This is a genomic window from Streptosporangium sp. NPDC005286 (assembly GCF_040607515.1).
GTDB lineage: Bacteria > Actinomycetota > Actinomycetes > Streptosporangiales > Streptosporangiaceae > Streptosporangium.
This window is the reverse complement of the sequence record NZ_JBEXGU010000198.1, coordinates 1-16,041: the sequence shown is the minus strand read 5'-3', so window position 1 is coordinate 16,041 and position 16,041 is coordinate 1. Positions and strand designations below refer to the sequence as shown.

15 protein-coding genes are annotated in these 16,041 nt (G+C 70.8%); 3 read left to right on the top strand and 12 right to left on the bottom strand.

What is annotated here, in order from left to right:
* Positions 1–86: 86 nt before the first annotated feature.
* From ABZU75_RS40390 to ABZU75_RS40380, 3 genes are read right to left on the bottom strand one after another with little or no spacing between them, the layout of a single operon-like run.
* Entirely contained in the window at positions 87–1,172 is a 1,086-nt protein-coding gene (locus ABZU75_RS40390; protein WP_350914349.1) for a Zn-dependent alcohol dehydrogenase, read from the bottom strand.
* Between the two features lie 11 nt (positions 1,173–1,183).
* On the bottom strand, positions 1,184–1,378 hold the full coding sequence (locus tag ABZU75_RS40385) for a ferredoxin (RefSeq protein WP_030913934.1): 195 nt from the start codon (positions 1,376–1,378) through the stop codon (positions 1,184–1,186).
* 9 nt (positions 1,379–1,387) lie between these two features.
* Positions 1,388–1,852 (bottom strand): pyridoxamine 5'-phosphate oxidase family protein, encoded by a 465-nt coding sequence (locus tag ABZU75_RS40380; protein ID WP_355566725.1) that lies wholly within the window; start codon positions 1,850–1,852, stop codon positions 1,388–1,390.
* Positions 1,853–1,929: 77 nt separating this feature from the next.
* On the opposite strand from ABZU75_RS40380, the gene ABZU75_RS40375 reads away from it, so the two are divergent.
* Positions 1,930–2,577 (top strand): class I SAM-dependent methyltransferase, encoded by a 648-nt coding sequence (locus ABZU75_RS40375; protein ID WP_355566722.1) that lies wholly within the window; start codon positions 1,930–1,932, stop codon positions 2,575–2,577.
* Here ABZU75_RS40375 and ABZU75_RS40370 read toward each other — a convergent pair.
* The 6 genes from ABZU75_RS40370 to ABZU75_RS40345 form a co-directional block, all read right to left on the bottom strand.
* Entirely contained in the window at positions 2,484–3,554 is a 1,071-nt protein-coding gene (locus ABZU75_RS40370) for an enediyne biosynthesis protein UnbU (protein WP_355566719.1), read from the bottom strand. The two genes, ABZU75_RS40375 and ABZU75_RS40370, sit on opposite strands and share 94 nt — an antisense overlap.
* Positions 3,551–5,569: a CRTAC1 family protein gene (locus ABZU75_RS40365; protein WP_355566716.1), complete on the bottom strand. Its 2,019-nt coding sequence runs from the start codon at positions 5,567–5,569 to the stop codon at positions 3,551–3,553. Before ABZU75_RS40365 ends, ABZU75_RS40370 begins: the two co-directional genes overlap by 4 nt.
* A 100-nt stretch (positions 5,570–5,669) precedes the next feature.
* The gene (locus tag ABZU75_RS40360) at positions 5,670–6,590 is read right to left on the bottom strand and encodes a DUF1702 family protein (protein WP_355566714.1); all 921 of its coding nucleotides are present in this window, start codon (positions 6,588–6,590) and stop codon (positions 5,670–5,672) included.
* 432 nt (positions 6,591–7,022) lie between these two features.
* Positions 7,023–8,066, bottom strand: a complete 1,044-nt coding sequence (locus ABZU75_RS40355; RefSeq protein ID WP_355566711.1) for a prenyltransferase — start codon at positions 8,064–8,066, stop codon at positions 7,023–7,025.
* Positions 8,063–8,776, bottom strand: coding sequence for a methyltransferase domain-containing protein (locus tag ABZU75_RS40350; protein WP_350914363.1), 714 nt, complete (start codon positions 8,774–8,776; stop codon positions 8,063–8,065). Before ABZU75_RS40350 ends, ABZU75_RS40355 begins: the two co-directional genes overlap by 4 nt.
* A 40-nt stretch (positions 8,777–8,816) precedes the next feature.
* The gene (locus ABZU75_RS40345) at positions 8,817–10,061 is read right to left on the bottom strand and encodes a glycosyltransferase family 4 protein (RefSeq protein WP_355566707.1); all 1,245 of its coding nucleotides are present in this window, start codon (positions 10,059–10,061) and stop codon (positions 8,817–8,819) included.
* A 291-nt stretch (positions 10,062–10,352) separates the two neighbouring features.
* On the opposite strand from ABZU75_RS40345, the gene ABZU75_RS40340 reads away from it, so the two are divergent.
* Together ABZU75_RS40340 and ABZU75_RS40335 are read left to right on the top strand one after the other, a co-directional pair.
* Positions 10,353–11,381, top strand: coding sequence for a GDP-mannose 4,6-dehydratase (locus ABZU75_RS40340; protein WP_355566704.1), 1,029 nt, complete (start codon positions 10,353–10,355; stop codon positions 11,379–11,381).
* A 141-nt stretch (positions 11,382–11,522) separates the two neighbouring features.
* Positions 11,523–13,469 (top strand): serine/threonine-protein kinase, encoded by a 1,947-nt coding sequence (locus tag ABZU75_RS40335; RefSeq protein WP_355566701.1) that lies wholly within the window; start codon positions 11,523–11,525, stop codon positions 13,467–13,469.
* A gap of 180 nt (positions 13,470–13,649) precedes the next feature.
* Here ABZU75_RS40335 and ABZU75_RS40330 read toward each other — a convergent pair whose 3' ends face one another.
* The 3 genes from ABZU75_RS40330 to ABZU75_RS40320 form a co-directional block, all read right to left on the bottom strand.
* Positions 13,650–14,105 (bottom strand): DNA-binding protein, encoded by a 456-nt coding sequence (locus tag ABZU75_RS40330; protein ID WP_355566698.1) that lies wholly within the window; start codon positions 14,103–14,105, stop codon positions 13,650–13,652.
* 59 nt (positions 14,106–14,164) lie between these two features.
* A complete protein-coding gene (locus tag ABZU75_RS40325) occupies positions 14,165–14,479 on the bottom strand; it encodes a hypothetical protein (protein WP_355566695.1) in 315 nt (104 codons plus the stop codon).
* A gap of 64 nt (positions 14,480–14,543) precedes the next feature.
* The gene (locus ABZU75_RS40320) at positions 14,544–15,749 is read right to left on the bottom strand and encodes a cytochrome P450 (RefSeq protein WP_355566692.1); all 1,206 of its coding nucleotides are present in this window, start codon (positions 15,747–15,749) and stop codon (positions 14,544–14,546) included.
* Positions 15,750–16,041 lie beyond the last annotated feature (292 nt).

Sequence of the window (16,041 nt, the reverse complement as noted above, 5' to 3'; positions counted from 1 at the left end):
CCGGTGACCCGGACGGGGTCACCGGCACGCCCTGCTCAGGCGGGCGGCCCGGTGACCCGGTGCGCGGGCTCGGTTCCGGGCGCTGCTCAGTCCATGACGACGATCTGGCGCAGGACCTCGCCGCCCTTGAGCGCCGCCACGGCGTCGTTGAGGTCGGCCAGCTTGATGCGGGAGCTGATCATGCTCTCCAGGTCGAGCTTGCCGGCCTTGTAGAGTCCCGCGAAGAACGGGAAGTCACGCCGGACGTCCGAGCCGCCGTACAGCGAGCTGAGGATGTTCTTGCCCTCGAACAGCAGGCTGAAGGCGCTCAGCGGGACGTTGTCGTCCATCGCGCCCGCGCCCACCACGATCATGTCGCCACCCCGGCGGGTCGCCTGCCAGGCCGTCATGATGGCGGCGGACTTGCCGACGGCCTCGAAGCCGTAGTCGAATCCGGCACCGCCGGTGAGCGTGCCGAGCGCGTCCATCAGCTGGTCGGGAGTGATGGCGTGGGTCGCGCCGACCTTCTTGGCGAGGGCGTGCTTGGACTCCAGCGGGTCGATCGCCAGGATCGTGGTGGCGCCGGAGATGCGGGCACCCTGGATCACCGAGAGGCCGATGCCGCCGGCGCCGACCACGGCGACCGTCGAGCCGGCCTTCACCCTGGCCGTGTTGAGCGCCGCGCCGACGCCGGTGGTGATCCCGCAGCCGATCAGGGCCGCCGCCTCGAAGGGCACCTCGGGGTCGACCTTGATCGCGCCCTGCCAGGGTACGACGATCTCCTCGGACCAGGTGCCGCACCCGGCCATGCCGAACGCCGGGGTGTCGCCGCCGTAGCGGAAGCGGGCGTTGACGAAGCTGTCCATCACGTAGGTCATGCACAGGAACGGCTGGTTGACCAGGCAGTTCGCGCAGGTGCCGCAGGCCGGGGTCCAGTTGATGATGACGTGGTCGCCCGGCTGCACCGTGGTCACGTGGTCGCCGACCTCGACGACCTCTCCGGCGCCCTCGTGGCCGGGGATGACCGGCAGCGGCATGGGCAGCACGCCGCTGATCACCGACAGGTCGGAGTGGCAGACACCGGTGGCCCGGACCTTGACGCGGACGTCCGTCGGGCCCATCGGGGCGAGGGTGAAGTCATCGCGGATGTCGAGCTTGTCGTCGCCGACGGCATGCAGAAGCGCACCACGCATGGGGGGACCTCCTAGTTCTCCTCAACGGAGAGTGCGGCTTTGGGACAGGACCGCACGGCGTGCCGGACGCGGTCCATCATCTCCGGCGGCGGCTCAGGCAGCAGCAGGTGCAGCTGGTCGTCGTCGTCGAGTTCGAAGACCTCCGGGGCGAGTCCCATGCAGATCGCATTGGCCTCGCAGACCAGATAGTCGACTTTGATTTTCATGCGGGCCTCCTAGCCGGGAATGGCGAGCTTACGGTGATCCCAAGAGATCACACGAGTGGGCTCGACCACAAAGGCGACCCTTTTGCGGCCGGTGTAGGTCACGTACTCGGTGAGCAACTCCTCCGCGTCGGGCATCCCGGCCATCCGTCTGGCCACGTTCATGCCGATGCCGAGGATGCCCTCGGGGTCGTCGATCCTCCGCGCCACCCCGTACACCAGTACGCCGCGCAGGTCGGAGTATTCCTCCCCGGCCTCGATCAGGCAGCTCACTCGGGCGTCGCGCTGGATGTTGAGTGTCTTCTGGGCCTTGCCGTAGGTCCAGAATGAGATCTTGCCCTCGGTCAACCCGTAGAACATGGTCACCATATGCGGGGTGCCGTCCGGGTTGATCGTGCCGAGCTGCAGCTTCCGCGACTCACCGACGAAAGCCGTCACCTCGTCGTCGGACATCACGATGCGGGCGCGCTGGTTCACGGTGCAAAGTAGAACACGTTCCATAAGGTCGGGCAAGGGCTGATCGGAATGTTGTTCGGTATGGGTAGTCTGCTGTGATGAGCAACGCCACCATGCCCGCCGACCTGCTGTACGCCGCCCAGCACGCCAAGGGTTTCATGCCGCATGAGGAGGGAATCGCGCTGTTCGAGACCGCCGTCGAGTACGGCCCGCGCGGCCCGATCTGCGAGATCGGCAGCTACTGCGGGAAGTCGGCGGTCTACCTCGGCGCGGGTGCCCGGCAGGCCGGGTCCGTCGTCTTCACGGTGGACCACCACCGGGGCTCCGAGGAGATCCAGCCCGGGTGGGCCCACCATGACCCCACCCTGATGGACCCTCGATTCGGCAAGATGGACTCGCTGCCCACCTTCCGCACCACCATCGCCTCCGCGGGTCTCGAGGAGGAGGTCATCGCGATCGTCGGCAGGTCCGAGCGTGTCGCCGGGCTGTGGAACACCCCGCTGGCGATGCTCTTCATCGACGGCGGCCACTCCGAACTCCCGGTGACCAGGGACTACGAGGGGTGGGCGCCGCACGTCATGCAGGGCGGCGCCCTGGTCTTCCATGACATCTACTCGGACCCGGCCACGGGCGGGCAGGCGCCGTACCGCGTCTACCGGCGGGCGCTCGCCTCCGGCGCGTTCAGGGAGGTCCGGCAGGAGGGCTCGCTGCGGGTGCTCGAACGGATCGGCCCCGGCATCGGCTGATCACCCTGTGCGGGGCGCCCGGTGCCGGGCGGGCGGCGGAGCCGTTTCAGCTCCCGGCCCGCGCAGACGATCACCAGGGCGAGGAACGGCCCGAAGACGACGTGGAACTGGACCAGCAGCCCGTAGACCGCCGCCGTGGCCAGGCCGAACACGACCTGGTCGCGCGCCCTGACCGGGGATGTGCCCGGATCGGTGATCACGTAGCCGGTGTAGAGGGCGAAGGCGGTCCCGGTCATCGGCAGCAGGGCGCTGACCGTCGACACGTCGCCCAGACCGCCCCTGAGACACGCCTGCAGGGCGAACCCGCCCGCCCAGCCCAGGACCAGCGGCATCCTGCCGGTGGGTCCGGCGTTCGCCAGCACGCCCCCTGCCAGCACGGCCAGCGGCACGATCAGGTCGAAAGGACCCGAGACCCACGCGGTGAACTGGTAGGCGGGGGCGAGGCCGACCCACGGGAACAGCAGCAGCACGACGACGATCCCGAAGGCCACCGGATTCAGGAACGCGGCGCCGGGCACGTCCCCGCCGGTCCGCCTCGCCGGTTTCGTCGTTCCCGCCCCATCCGCCGTTCGCGCCGGCTCCGGCGCCCGCACGCGGAAGAGGTACGCGCTGCCGACGCCGATCAGGACGGCGAGCACGATCGGCATCAGATGCCCGTTGCCGTACAGCAGCATCGCGCAGAGCAGGCCGCGGATGTAGGAGGGCAGGAAGAAGTCGGCGACCCGGTCGCGGGGCACCCCGAGGTAGCGGGCCGGGCGCCGCCATGCCCACGCCTCCACGGTCTCCAGCACGAACTCGGTGGTCACGCCGGTGAGCGCGCCGGCCACCGGCGCCAGAGGGGACTGCTCGAAGCCGAGCACGGTGTGCCCGAGCACGGTGAGCAGGGTGAGGGACCACGCCGACCGCCGGAGCGCCCTGCCTCGGTTCGGGCCGGAGATCCTGGACTTGGCCGTCTCGGGGGGCGGGGCGGCGCTCACGGACGGCGGATCTCCGAGGCGTGGCCGTCGGCCAGCAGGATCCGGTGCCAGCCGGGCTCCAGGGACACCGACGCGGTACGGGTGCCGCCGCAGGCGTCCCTCCAGGAGATCTCGACGGGGACGGGGGAGTCCGGCAGGTGGTCGCCCAGGCCGAACAGCAGCTCGGGCGCGGAGAAGCCGTTGTGCCCGTTGGCGGGGTAGAGCTGCCTGCTACGCGTGACCCCGCCGGGCGGGCGCACCGTGGCGACGGCCCCGATGGCGGGCCGCGTCAGCCCGGGGCGTGTCCACTCCCGGCGCGCCGGACGGAGCCGTGTCCGGCCCGGTTGGGCCAGGGCGGGCCGCTCCGGTCCGGAGCGCGGTGCGGGGGATGGGAGGCAGGGGCCCGCGGGGAGACGGAGCCGCAGGCCCACGAACGGTGCCGTCGGGCCGTGGTTGCTGTAGAGCACCGACTCCGACCACTGGTTGGCGACCGCGAAGTCCAGTCGCCCGTCGTCGTCGACGTCGCCCACCGCGAAGGCCCGGCTGACCGTGCCGTCGCTGTCGCCGCCGACCCCGGCCCGCCGGGCCACGTCCGCGTAGCGGCCGTCCTCACCCCTGGTGAAGAAGGTGTTGGTGTCGCGGCCCGATAGGTCGTCCCCGGCCCGGATGCTCGGCCAGAGCGCGGGGCGGGAGAGGAACAGATCGCTCGCCGCCGCCGCCTCCTGCAGTTGCGCCCACCGGTCGACCTCACCCCTGACGAACCCGGTCGCGTGCATGATCTCGTCGTCGCCGTCGTTGTCGAAGTCGGCGGCCTTGACGTCCCAGGACCAGCCGCTGCGGCTCAGCCCCAGTTCCTCACCGAGGTCGTCGTAGGGCGCGTGCCCCCCGTGCAGGTCGCCGGGCCGGGACACGAAGGCGAAGTTGCTCTGGTGCAGCGCGTAGTCCTCGGTGAGGTTGCTCACCAGGATGTCCGGCCTGCCGTCGGAGTTGAGGTCGGTGAAGCCGACGCCCATCCCCTTGAACGAGTCGCGGCCGACGACCCTGGAGGCGGGAGTCGTCAGGTGCCGGGTGCCCCTGGCCTCGGTGAACCGGATCCGGCCGGGCACCGACTCGTTGACCAGCAGCCGGTCGGGGCCGAAGTCGCATGCCAGGTACAGCTCGGGCCGCCCGTCGCCGTCCAGGTCCTGGGTGCCCAGCGCCAGGATCCAGCCTCCGTTCCCGATCTCGTCGAACACCCCTTCGGCCTCGGTGAACCGCGCAGGTCCGCTCGCCAGGTAGAGCCGGGCGCCGCCGCCGTTGGCGGCGGCGGACAGCGAGTCGGGCATCACCGCACTGCCGGGGCCGCCGTCGTCGGGATCGCTGTCGTCGGGGGCACCGTCGTTGGGGGCACCGTCGCCCAGCACCCGGACGCCGTCGGGGAAATAGTCGCCGAAGACCAGGTCGAGGCGGCCGTCCCCGTCGAAGTCACCGGTCGTGGCGGCGCTGGTGTTCCAGATCTCCGGCTCCGTGGTCAGCGCGCGGTGGCGGAAGGCGGTTCCGGAAGGGGGTACCCCGGGCACGCGCAGGAAGAGCGAGGGGGAGCGGCCCCAGTAGTAGACGACCAGGTCCTGCCAGCCGTCCTGGTCGAGGTCGGCGGGCAGGCACCCGGCCGGCGCCTCGTACCGCCTGCGATCCGGGGGGACCAGTGTGAACGGCCGGTAGCCCCGGGGTGTCCCCGGTGCCCGCCTGACGGTCACCGTGTCATGGCGGGGATCGACCAGGCACAGGTCGTCGGCGACGACCTCGTTGTCCACGTCGAACAGCGCCACCCCGGCGCCCAGCGACGACACCCAGCCCTGGAGACCGGCGTATCCCGCCGCGACCGGCCGCAGGGTGCGGTCACCGGGTCCCGGGGGCGGCCCGAGCGGCCTCGCGTGGAAGGAGAAGTCGGCCGACGTCTCCGCGACCGAGGTGTCCGGCAGGCCGGTCAGCCTCCACCCGGCGGCGGCGGCGATCAGGGCGAGGACTCCCGCCGCGTACCTGCGAACCCCTGACATCGCTCTCACCGCCCCTTCGAGCCGCAGGTGACGATCTCGGCCGCGACCGGCTCGCGGTGGCGTGGTCCGGCATCGTCCGCACCACTCCTTCGAGCCGCGGTCATAAGTCGCGGTCGCGCCGTGCCCAGGCCTTCCGGACCCCCGCCCGCCAGGCCTGGTAGTGGTCGCCGCTGTGCGCGTTGTGGCCCAGCGCGACGAGCGCGGTGTCGGTCCAGCCCGCCGCCTCGTCCACTTCGGCCCCGCACAGCACGGGTGCGGCGGCGACGGTGTGCTCGGGGACCACGGCCGATATCAGCCGGGAGGCGCAGGCGAAGGCGCACCCCTGGGCGAGGTGGGCGCGGAAACCGTCCTCGGCCGCGGCGGAGGCCAGCCGCCCCAGGTCCGCGACGCCGGCACCTCCGGTGTACGTGGCGGCCAGGCCCACGCCGCTCCACAGGTCGGCGCGGCGCCCCGCGGGAAACTCGGCGATGCGCAGCACGACGTCATCCGCCCCCGCGCACTCGTGGAACCAGAGCATCCGCCCCAGTCCCTGATCGAAGATCGCTCTCCGGGTCCGATCCATGAGCCCCGCCGTCCGCTGGCGTCCCACCGTACGGTCCGCGGAGAAGAAACCCTGGTGGAAGCCGAAGCCGTCGTGGGCCAGCCAGCGCAGCAGCGGGTGCACCGAGCGGACGCCCCACATCGGCCGTAGCCGCATCCGGGCGTACGCCCGGCCGGTGCCCAAATGGATGAGGTGCGGGTAGCGCATCCCCGGCCCGCTCAGCAGCTCCCGCAGGCGGCGCCCGCCGGTGAGGGTGAGCACGTCGAGGGTGGCGCAGGCCATGCCCGCGCCCTCGTACGCGAAACCGCGCAGGTCCTCGCGGAGGTCGTCGATCCGCTCGGCCTCCCCGGCGACCACCGCGTTGAACCCGGCCGTGAACGACCGCTCCGCGCCCTCCAGCCGCTCGCGCGCCGGCCCCAGCCGGAACCGCCGCACCCCGAACCCCACCCGGGCGGGGTTCTGCCACAGCAGCCGGGCCACGCCGTTCGGCCTGGGCGGCGCCGACGCCCCCGGAGCCGCCGCCCTCGGCTCGGAAAGGTCGGGCTCGGAAAGGTTGGGTTCGGAAAGGTCGGGTTCGGGTGAGCCGGGCTCGGAGAAGTCCGGCCGGGGGGAGGAGACCGAGGATTCCTGCGGACCCGGATGCTCGGCGGGGTCCGGAGGGCCGGCCGAACCCGTGGGTTCGGGTCGCCGCGGAGGTGCCGGGTTCGAGGGGGTGGGGGGTGGCGGGTCAGGGGTGCTTTCCGGGACGGCCTCCGCGCCGGCCGTCTCGGTGTCATCGCTCTGAGCTACCGTCCGAGTGCCCTCCGCATTACTCACGGACCCGAACGTAGTGAGCCGCATTCAGCCCTTCAAGCACCACGTTTCTGATTCCGTGCAAAGAAAACGCCGACGCCTCGGCCGGAGGCCGGGAGCTCAGCTCCTGGAACGGGCGTGGCTGCAGCCGCAGGTGGCGGTGGGGCGGTCGGTCAGGTACTTGCCCGCGTCGCGGAAGATGCCCGCGGCGGGGGTGTGCCCGGCCAGCGCGTCGGCGGCGAGTACGACCGCGGCCGCGGTGTAGGCGGAGCGCTCGTAGGGGAACCACTTCTCGTTCACGAACTGCCAGCCGGTCCAGTACGAGCCGTCCTCGTGCCGCAGGTGCTGCATGTCCGAGAAGAGCTTCCGCGCCCGGTCCCGGTCGCCCAGCGCGTCGAGGGTGAGCACCAGCTCGCACGTCTCGGCACCGGTCACCCATGGCTGGTCGGAGACGCAGCGGATGCCGAGGTCCGGCTCCACGAACGTGTCCCACTCCTCGGCCAGCCGTGCCCGCGCGGCCGGGCCGCGCACCGCGCCGCCCAGGATCGGGTAGTACCAGTCCATCGAGAAGCGGCTCTTGTCGGCGAACGCCTCGGGGTGGGCGACCAGTACGTGGCCGAGCTGGTCGGCGGCCAGCTCCCAGTCGGGCTGCGGGTCGCCCAGGTGCTCGCCGAGCAGCACGCCGCAGCGCAGGCCCTGGTGGATGGAGGCGCAGCCGGTCAGCAGCGCGTACCCGGCGGGCCTGCCGTCGGCCGCGCGCTCCCAGACGATCTCGCCCCGGGTGGTCTGCAGGCCGACCACGAAGTCCAGCGCCGCCCGGACCGGAGGCCACATCCGCCGGGCGAAGTCCTCGTCGGAGGTCACCAGCAGCTCGTGCCAGACGCCGACCGCGAGGTAGGCGGCGTGGTTGGACTCCCCGCCCTGCTCGACGGCCTCGCCGCCGACCAGCTTCATCGGCCAGGAGCCGTCGGAGCGCTGCGTGCGGACCAGCCAGTCGTATCCCCGGCGGGCGGGGCCGGTCAGCCCCGCCACGCTCATCGCCATCAGGCACTCGACATGGTTCCAGGCGTCCACGTGCCCCTCGGGCCATGGGACGCCGCCGTCGGGCTCCTGTACCGCCGCGATGCTCTGGGCGGTCTGCACAACCTGTTCCCAGGAGATCATGCGGGCTTCCGGACGTAGAGCACCACGCTCTTGCCGATGAGCGGGTTGAGCACGGCCTCGGCGATCCTGGTGGCGGCGGGGCGCTTCATGATGTCCCAGACCAGCAGCTCGTGGTAGGCCTTGGCCAGCGGGTGGTCGTTGTTGTCGACGCCGACCGCGCACTTGATCCACCAGTACGGCGCGTGCAGGCCGTGGGCGTGGTGGTGCGGGCCGATGGTGAAGCCCGTCGACTTGAGCTTCGCGCTCAGCTCGGCCAGCGTGTAGATGCGGACGTGCCCGCCGGGAGCGGTGTGGTACGCCTCGTCGAGCGCCCAGCAGATCCGTTCCGGCAGGAAGCTCGGCACCGTGATGGCCGCCTGGCCACCAGGCTTGAGGACCCGGAAGATCTCCCGCATCGCGGCCATGTCGTCGGGGATGTGCTCCAGCACCTCGGCCGCGATCACCCGGTCGAAGGCGCCGTCCTCGAACGGCATGTCGAGCGCGTCGCCCGTCACGGTGTCCGCCGTCGCCCCGGGCGGTATCTCACCGGCCTTGTCCATCGCGGCGAACATGCTCGCCACGCCTTCCAGCTCCCCCGCGTCCATGTCGAAGGCCACCACGTCGGCACCGCGCCGCAGTACCTCGAACGCGTGGCGTCCGCCGCCACACCCCAGGTCCAGCACCCGGGTCCCCGGACCCACGGGCAACCGGTCGAAGTCGACAGTCAGCACTGGCCGCTCCTTGTGAGAGGTGATCGTTTCAGGGGGTCGCTCACTTCGCGCGGTGGGCCTGGATGGCCTCGTGGTAGGCCTCCACGGTCCGCTTGGCGACGACGTTCCAGGTGAAGCGTTCCATGACCCGGTCGTAGCCCTTCTTGCCCACCGCGGCCCGCTCCTCGGGAGAGTCGTGCAGGCGGCGCAGCACCGCGGCCAGCTCCTCGGGGTCGCCGGGGGCCACCTGTACGGCGGCGTCGCCGACGACCTCGGGCAGCGCCCCGGTACGGCTGGCGACCAGCGGGGTGCCGCAGGCCATGTGCTCGACGGCGGGCAGCGAGAAGCCCTCGTACAGGGAGGGGACGACCGAGATCTCCGAGGTGGCGATCAGCTCGCCCAGTTCGGTGTCGGAGATGCCGTGCACGAACCTGACCCGGTCCCGCAGCGCCAGCTCGCCGACGAGCTTCTCGGTCGGGCCGCCGGGGGTGGGCTTGCTGACCACCGTCAGGTGGACGTCGCGTTCGGTGGCGAGCTTCGCCACGGCCCGCAGCAGCGTCGCGACCCCCTTCATCGGGGAGTCGGCGCTGGCCACCGCGACGATGGAGCCGGGCCGCTTGGGAAGCTCCGGGCGCGGGTGGAAGTAGCGGGTGTCGACGCCCAGCGGGATGAGCCGCATGTTCTTCTGGGGCACGTTGAAGTCGCGGTGGATGTCGGCGAGGGAGGACTCGCTGACGGTCAGGATCGGGCTGAGCCGCGGCGCGACCTTGGCCTGCATGCGCACGAAGCCGTACCAGCGTCGCATGGAGAGCTTCTTGCGCAGCGGAGCCGCCTTCAGCTCGATGCGCCGGTCCACGCTGATCGGGTGGTGGATGGTCCCGACCACGGGGAACAGCTTCTGGATGCCGAGCAGTCCGTAGCCGAGGGTCTGGTTGTCCTGCACCACGTCGAAGTCGCCGACGCGCTTCTTCAGCTCGCGGTGTGCCCGCAGGGTGAAGGTCAGCGGCTCGGGAAACCCGGCGGTCCACATGGTGCCGACCTCGAGCAGGTCGATCCAGTCGCGGTACTCGCGGAGGCCGGGAGTACGGAAGGGGTCCTCGTCGCGGTACAGGTCCAGGCTGGGGACCTTGGTGAGGATGACGCCCTCGTCGAGCTCCGGGTAGGGCTGGCCGGAGAGGACCTCCACGCTGTGCCCGAGGGCGACCAGTTCGCGGCTGAGGTGACGCAGGTAGACGCCCTGCCCACCGCAGGTCGGCTTGCTGCGATACGACAGCAGTGCCACCCGCAGTGATTCAGCACCCGGCACGGCAACCCCTTTCTCACCCTGCCCGAAAGGGGACAGGTACCGTGAAAGATGACCTTAGTCCTCGGACACTACCATTCGGTAGCTCTGTTGTACCTGATGTGGAATTGTTCCTAGGGCCTGCTTCACCGGGCACGAGCTGGGAGGTTAACCTGACCGAACAGGATTCGGTGGAACGCGTTCTAGCTGCGCCGTGAGGGAGATAGTGCCCACACGGGGGTGGGACGGTACATTCGCCAATCAAACGGCATAAGACCAGGCATAGGTCCCGCCCCCGCAAGCGAGGAGGACGCGTTGGCCAGGCGCGCGCTGATCACAGGTATCACCGGGCAGGACGGTTCCTATCTGGCCGAGTGCCTGCTCAGTCAGGGCTACGAGGTCTTCGGTCTGGCCCGAGGGCAGGCCAACCCGCGCGTCTCACGGCTCCGCAAGCTCCTGCAGGACGTTCAGCTCGTCCGGGGTGACCTGCTCGACCAGGGTTCGCTGATCTCCGCGGTCGAGAAGGTCCAGCCCGACGAGGTCTACAACCTGGGCGCCATCTCGTTCGTCCCCATGTCGTGGGAGCAGGCCGAGCTCACCGGCGAGGTGACCGGCATGGGCGTGCTGCGCATGCTGGAGGCCATCCGGGTCTGCTCCGGGATCTCCTCCTCGCGTACGGCCGCCGGATCCGGGCAGATCCGGTTCTACCAGGCGTCGTCCTCGGAGATGTTCGGCCAGGTCCGCGAGACCCCGCAGACCGAGATCACCCCATTCCACCCCCGCTCGCCGTACGGCGTGGCCAAGGCGTACGGGCACTTCCTGACGCAGAACTACCGCGAGTCGTACGGCATGTACGCGGTGTCGGGGATCCTGTTCAACCACGAGTCCCCGCGCAGGGGCGCCGAGTTCGTCACCAGGAAGGTGAGCCTCGGGGTGGCCAGGATCAAGCTCGGCGTCGCCTCGGAGCTGCGCCTGGGCAACATGGAGGCGCGTCGCGACTGGGGGTTCGCCGGAGACTACGTCCGTGCGATGCACCTGATGCTCCAGACGGACACGCCCGAGGACTACGTGATCGGCACCGGCCGCACCCAGACCGTCCGCGACCTGACCGAGGCCGCCTTCGCCGCCGCCGGGCTCGACTGGGAGCGGTACGTCGTCACCGACCAGACCCTGCACCGCCCCGCCGAGGTCGACCTGCTCTGCGCCGACCCGAAGAAGGCCCGCGTCCAGCTCGGCTGGGAACCCTCGGTCACCTTCGAGGAGCTGGTGGCGATGATGGTCGAGTCGGACATCAAGCTGCTCTCCGACGGCGGCGACCCCGACCAGGACTCCTCCTGGCCCTGAGGCCGGGCCTCTCCGGATCGGCTGCCCGGAGCATTCCGGGCCGCGGGGCTTCTGCTGCGGCAGGGGGCCGCCTATCGTCATTCCTTGGATCAGAAGCGGTTCCGGCCGTCCGCTGACGGGGACGTGGAGACGAGGTGAGCGATGTCCGAGCCGGGCCCGCTGACCGTGGGCGACCCCGAGCGGATCGGCGGCTACCGGCTGAGCGGGGTGCTGGGCGACGGAGGTCAGGGCGTGGTCTACCTCGGCCACGATCCTGCGGACCGCAAGGTCGCGATCAAGGTGCTCCACGTCCGGATGGCGACCGATCCCAAGGTGCGCGAGCGGTTCATGCGCGAGGCGGAGATCACCCGCCGGGTCGCGGCGTTCTGTACCGCCCAGGTGCTGGGCGGGGGGATTGTCGGCGATCGGCCCTACCTGGTCAGTGAGTACATCCCCGGGCCTTCGCTGAAGGAACTGGTCACCGGCGACGGGCCGCGGATCGGCAGCAGCCTGGACCGGCTCGCGGTCGCCACCCTGACGGCGCTGGCCGCGATCCACCGGGCAGGGATCATCCACCGTGATTTCAAACCCGACAACGTGATCATGGGCCCGGAGGGGCCGGTGGTCATCGACTTCGGAATCGCCCGGGTGCTGGCCGTCACCACCACGGGTTCGGGGCTGGTGGGCACCCCCGCCTACCTGTCGCCGGAACAGCTTGACGGTCACCAGGCCGGCACGGCGTCGGATGTGTTCAGCTGGGCCGCCACCATGGTGTTCGCCGCCACGCGGCATCCGGCATTCCCCGGCGCCATACCGGCGGCGGTGATGAACGCCGTCTCCAACCGCGAACCCGACCTCGCCGGAGTGCCCGAGCGTATCCGCCCGCTGCTGGCAGCCTGCCTGGCCAAGGACCCCGGCGCCCGGCCCACCGTGGCCGGCCTGCTCGCCACCCTCACCGGTGAGGAGTCCAGCAGCCGTGAGGAATCCAGCACGGAGGAACCCAGCACGGTGGATCACCGGCCGCGCGGCCCCGCTCCGCCGCCTCCGGCGTCCCATGCTCCGCGCCGTTCCGTCAGGTGGCGCCTGGTGGCCGCGGCGGCGATCGTCACCGCTCTCGTCCCGGCCGCCGCGGTCTTCTGGTCGTGGCAACCGGAGTCCCCCGAATCTTCCACCCCGCCGTCCACGACCCCCTCCGGAACCTCGGCCCTGTCGTTACCGTCCTCATCCGCCACGGGTTCCTCCAGGACCTCCGTTCCGTCACCCGGCCAGACTTCGAAGGCCGTTCCCTTCGGCATGCCGGTCGGTAAGCCGTTCACCGGACACACCGGAGGAATCCATTCGATGGCGGTGGTGGAGTCGCAGGGGCGGCCGGTCGTCGTCTCCGGCGGTGGTGGCGACGAGAGTCGCACCGTGCGGGTGTGGGATCTGGCCACCCGCAAGCAGATCGGCAGGCCGTTCACCGGCTACGCGGTCACGGTGGCGGAGTTGGCGGGGCGGCCGGTCGTCGTCTCCGGCGACCACGACGGGATGCGGGTGTGGGATCTGGCCACTCGCGAGCAGATCGGCGGGCTGCTCACCGGCCCCGGTACGGGGCTCACGTCCGTGCTGGTGGCGGAGCCGGCGGGGCAGCCGGTCGTCATCGCCACCGGTAACGGAAAAATATATATGTGGGATCTGGCCACCCACGAGCGGATCGGCAGTCCGTTCACCGCGCACACCTATTCGGTCGAGTCGATGGCGGTGACGGAGTCGCAGGGGCGGCCGGTTCTCGTCTGCGGCGGCTACGACAGCACCGTGCGGGTGTGGGATCTGGCCACCCGCGAGCAGGTCGGCAAACCGTTCACCGGGCACACCTCGGGAGTCGAGTCGGTGACGGTGACGGAGCTGGCGGGGCGGCCGGTCGTCGTCTCCGGCGGCTACGACGGGGTGCGGGTGTGGGATCTGGCCACCCGCGAGCAGATTGGCAGGCCGTCCACCGGCCGCACACAGGAGATCACGACGATGCTGGTGACGCGACTGCGGGGGCAGCCGGTCGTCGTCTCCGCCGGCTTCGATGGAGAGATACGGGTATGGAGTCTGACCCCGCCCTCTCCCGCGCCCGGCTCCTGAGCGTCCGCCGCCTCTGCCGGATCCCCCGCAGGAGACCTCCCCGCGTCCCGGCCCGGCGGCACTGCCGGAGCCCACCTCCGAGGATCACCGCCTGCCTGGAGAAGATCCGCGCTGAGGGCGGCACCATCCGCGCGGCCGACCCGGTCGAGAAACCGCTGGAGACCGTCATCCGGCCAAGGATCACCGTGTGGCCGGCGCGTTCGTGGACCCCTCGGTGCGGCCGGCCAGTCGTTCGTAGCGTTGTTTGGCCGCCTGGGGGGTGCCGAGGCCGAGGCCGAAGGCGATCTCCTGCCAGGTGAGGTCGCGGCCGCGCGCCATGAGCAGGAGCGCCGCCTCCAGCTCGTCCATCTCCGCGCGGGCGCGGGGCAGCAGGGTCAGGGCGGCGGTGATGTCGGCGCGGTCCACCTCCGGCTCGCCCTCCTCGCGCTCGGCGGCGCCGCTCAGCAGGAACGACACCAGCCGGACGGCCTCGTGCGCCCCGAGGACCGTGGGGTGGACCTGCCGGCGGCGCCGGGCGTCGTCGGTCGCGTGGCGCTCGGTGATGCGCGACAGGGAGGCGTACTCGCGGTGCGCTCGTGCCTGGCTCGGGTTCGGAGGCGTGAAGGCACCGGCTGATTCATCGTGGTTCGCGGACATGCGAACCACGATCGCCTATCGAACGATCTGTTGTCAATAAATCGTGTTAAACGATTTATTTAAGCAGCGCCGCCTCCACCCCTGACGGGGACGGAGGCGGCTCTCGGGTCATCGAAGCCTTTCGAAAGGTCGTTGAGGAGGCCGGACAGGACACGGCGGGCCAGCCGGGCGCATCCGGGCGGGTCGGTGACGATGCCGTGCCGTACCGGCCAGCGCCATCGTCCGTCAGGTACGGCGTCGGCCGCACCCGTGACCTGACTCGACGGATCCGCCGGGACGGCGGAGGGCTCGTAGGTCAGCGTGTCGCCGCCGGAGAGCAGCCGGGTCCGGGCGGTGCCCAGGTCAAGGGCGGCCCGCCTACCGGGATCGGTCATCTCCTCACCTCCTCGTGTCCCGGCAGACGACGCAGTACCGGGTGTGCGGAGAGGCGGCCGGGCCTCAGGTTATGGAGATCGGCAGGTCCTTGATGCCGTTGATGAAGTTGGAGCGGAGCCGGCGGGCGGGGCCGGCCTGCTCCAGGTTCGGCAGCCGCTCGGCCAGCACCTCGAAGAGCACCCGCAGCTCCAGCTTGGCGAGGTGGTTGCCGAGGCAGAAGTGGGCACCGCCACCGCCGAAGCCGATGTGCGGGTTGGGGTCGCGGCCGATGTCGAAGGTGCCGGGGTCGGCGAACACCTCCTCGTCCCGGTTGGCGGAGCTGTAGAAGACCACGATCTTGTCGTCGGCCTTGACCTCCTGGCCGCCGATCGTCGTGTCGACGGTGGCCGTACGGCGGAAGAGGTTCACCGGGGAGACCCAGCGGACGATCTCGTCGGCCGCGGTGCGGGCGAGGGTGCGGTCGGCGACCAGGCGCCGCCACTGCTCGGGGTGTTCGAAGAAGGCGAGCATGCCGCCCGAGGCCGCGTTGCGGGTGGTCTCGTTGCCCGCGACCACGAGCAGCAGCACGAACAGGTCGAACTCCTCCTCGGTGAGGGTCTCCCCGGCGGCGTCGGGCATGATCAGCTTGGTGACGATGTCCTCGCGGGGCCGTTCCCGGCGCTCGGCGGCCAGGGTGTTGGCGTAGGCGTAGACCTCCATGGCCGCGTCCGTGCCCTCGGCGGGGTCGGTCGCGTAGTCCGGGTCGTTGGCCCCGATCATCCGGTTGGACCAGTTGAAGATCTTGTCCCGGTCCTCGACGGGGGCGCCGAGCAGCTCGCAGATCACGTACAGCGGCAGCGGGGCGGAGATGTCCCTGACGAAGTCGACCGAGCCGCGTGCCTTGGCCTCGTCCACCAGCTCGTGGCAGATGTCGCGGATGTGCTGCTCAAGGGCGCCCATCATGCGGGGGGTGAACCCCCGGTTGACCAGGGAGCGCCGCCGGGTGTGCTCCGGCGGGTCCTGGTTGAGCATCATCATCCGCTGGAGGGCGCGCTGGTCCTCGGGCATCTCGTCGAAGAGCGCGAGCTTCCTGCTTGAGGAGAACAGGTCGGAGCGGCGGGAGACGTGCACCACGTCGGTGTGCCGGGTGACCGCCCAGAAACCCGGCCAGTCCCGTTCGGCGTCACCAGGGTGCGCGTAGACCGGCGCGTTCGCCCGTAGCCAGGCAAGCTGATCGTGCGGCGCGCCGTTCCGCCAGTAGAAGTCCTGGTCGACCAGATCGATGTCCAACGGTCCTCCTGCGTGAACCGGGTCGGCGTTCCCGTGACGCGGCTCGTTGTCGGTGCGGCCTGCGAGTGTGGTCGGCGACGTGCTCCCCCGTTCGCGCGGAACGTTCCTCGCGGGACGTCCGTCACGGGCGGGACTGTTCTCCCTCTCTCCCAGGGGGCACGCCGTCTTGCCAAGTGGTCGATCTAACGCTTGGTAGGGCTACTTTCTGAAACGTGTTCTATTACGTGGCGGGTGTCCCGTCAAGTCGGGGGCCGCCGGACCACGGTCGCCCGGAACCCTACCTCGTGAGGCC

Excerpts from the sequence above, each read along its gene's own strand:
- ABZU75_RS40390 (WP_350914349.1), bottom strand. The coding sequence starts at position 1,172 with ATGCGTGGTGCGCTTCTGCATGCCGTCGGCGACGACAAGCTCGACATC.
- ABZU75_RS40385 (WP_030913934.1), bottom strand. The coding sequence starts at position 1,378 with ATGAAAATCAAAGTCGACTATCTGGTCTGCGAGGCCAATGCGATCTGC.
- ABZU75_RS40375 (WP_355566722.1), top strand. The coding sequence starts at position 1,930 with ATGAGCAACGCCACCATGCCCGCCGACCTGCTGTACGCCGCCCAGCAC.
- ABZU75_RS40365 (WP_355566716.1), bottom strand. The coding sequence starts at position 5,569 with ATGTCAGGGGTTCGCAGGTACGCGGCGGGAGTCCTCGCCCTGATCGCC.
- ABZU75_RS40355 (WP_355566711.1), bottom strand. The coding sequence starts at position 8,066 with ATGATCTCCTGGGAACAGGTTGTGCAGACCGCCCAGAGCATCGCGGCG.
- ABZU75_RS40335 (WP_355566701.1), top strand. The coding sequence starts at position 11,523 with ATGTCCGAGCCGGGCCCGCTGACCGTGGGCGACCCCGAGCGGATCGGC.
- ABZU75_RS40330 (WP_355566698.1), bottom strand. The coding sequence starts at position 14,105 with ATGTCCGCGAACCACGATGAATCAGCCGGTGCCTTCACGCCTCCGAAC.
- ABZU75_RS40325 (WP_355566695.1), bottom strand. The coding sequence starts at position 14,479 with ATGACCGATCCCGGTAGGCGGGCCGCCCTTGACCTGGGCACCGCCCGG.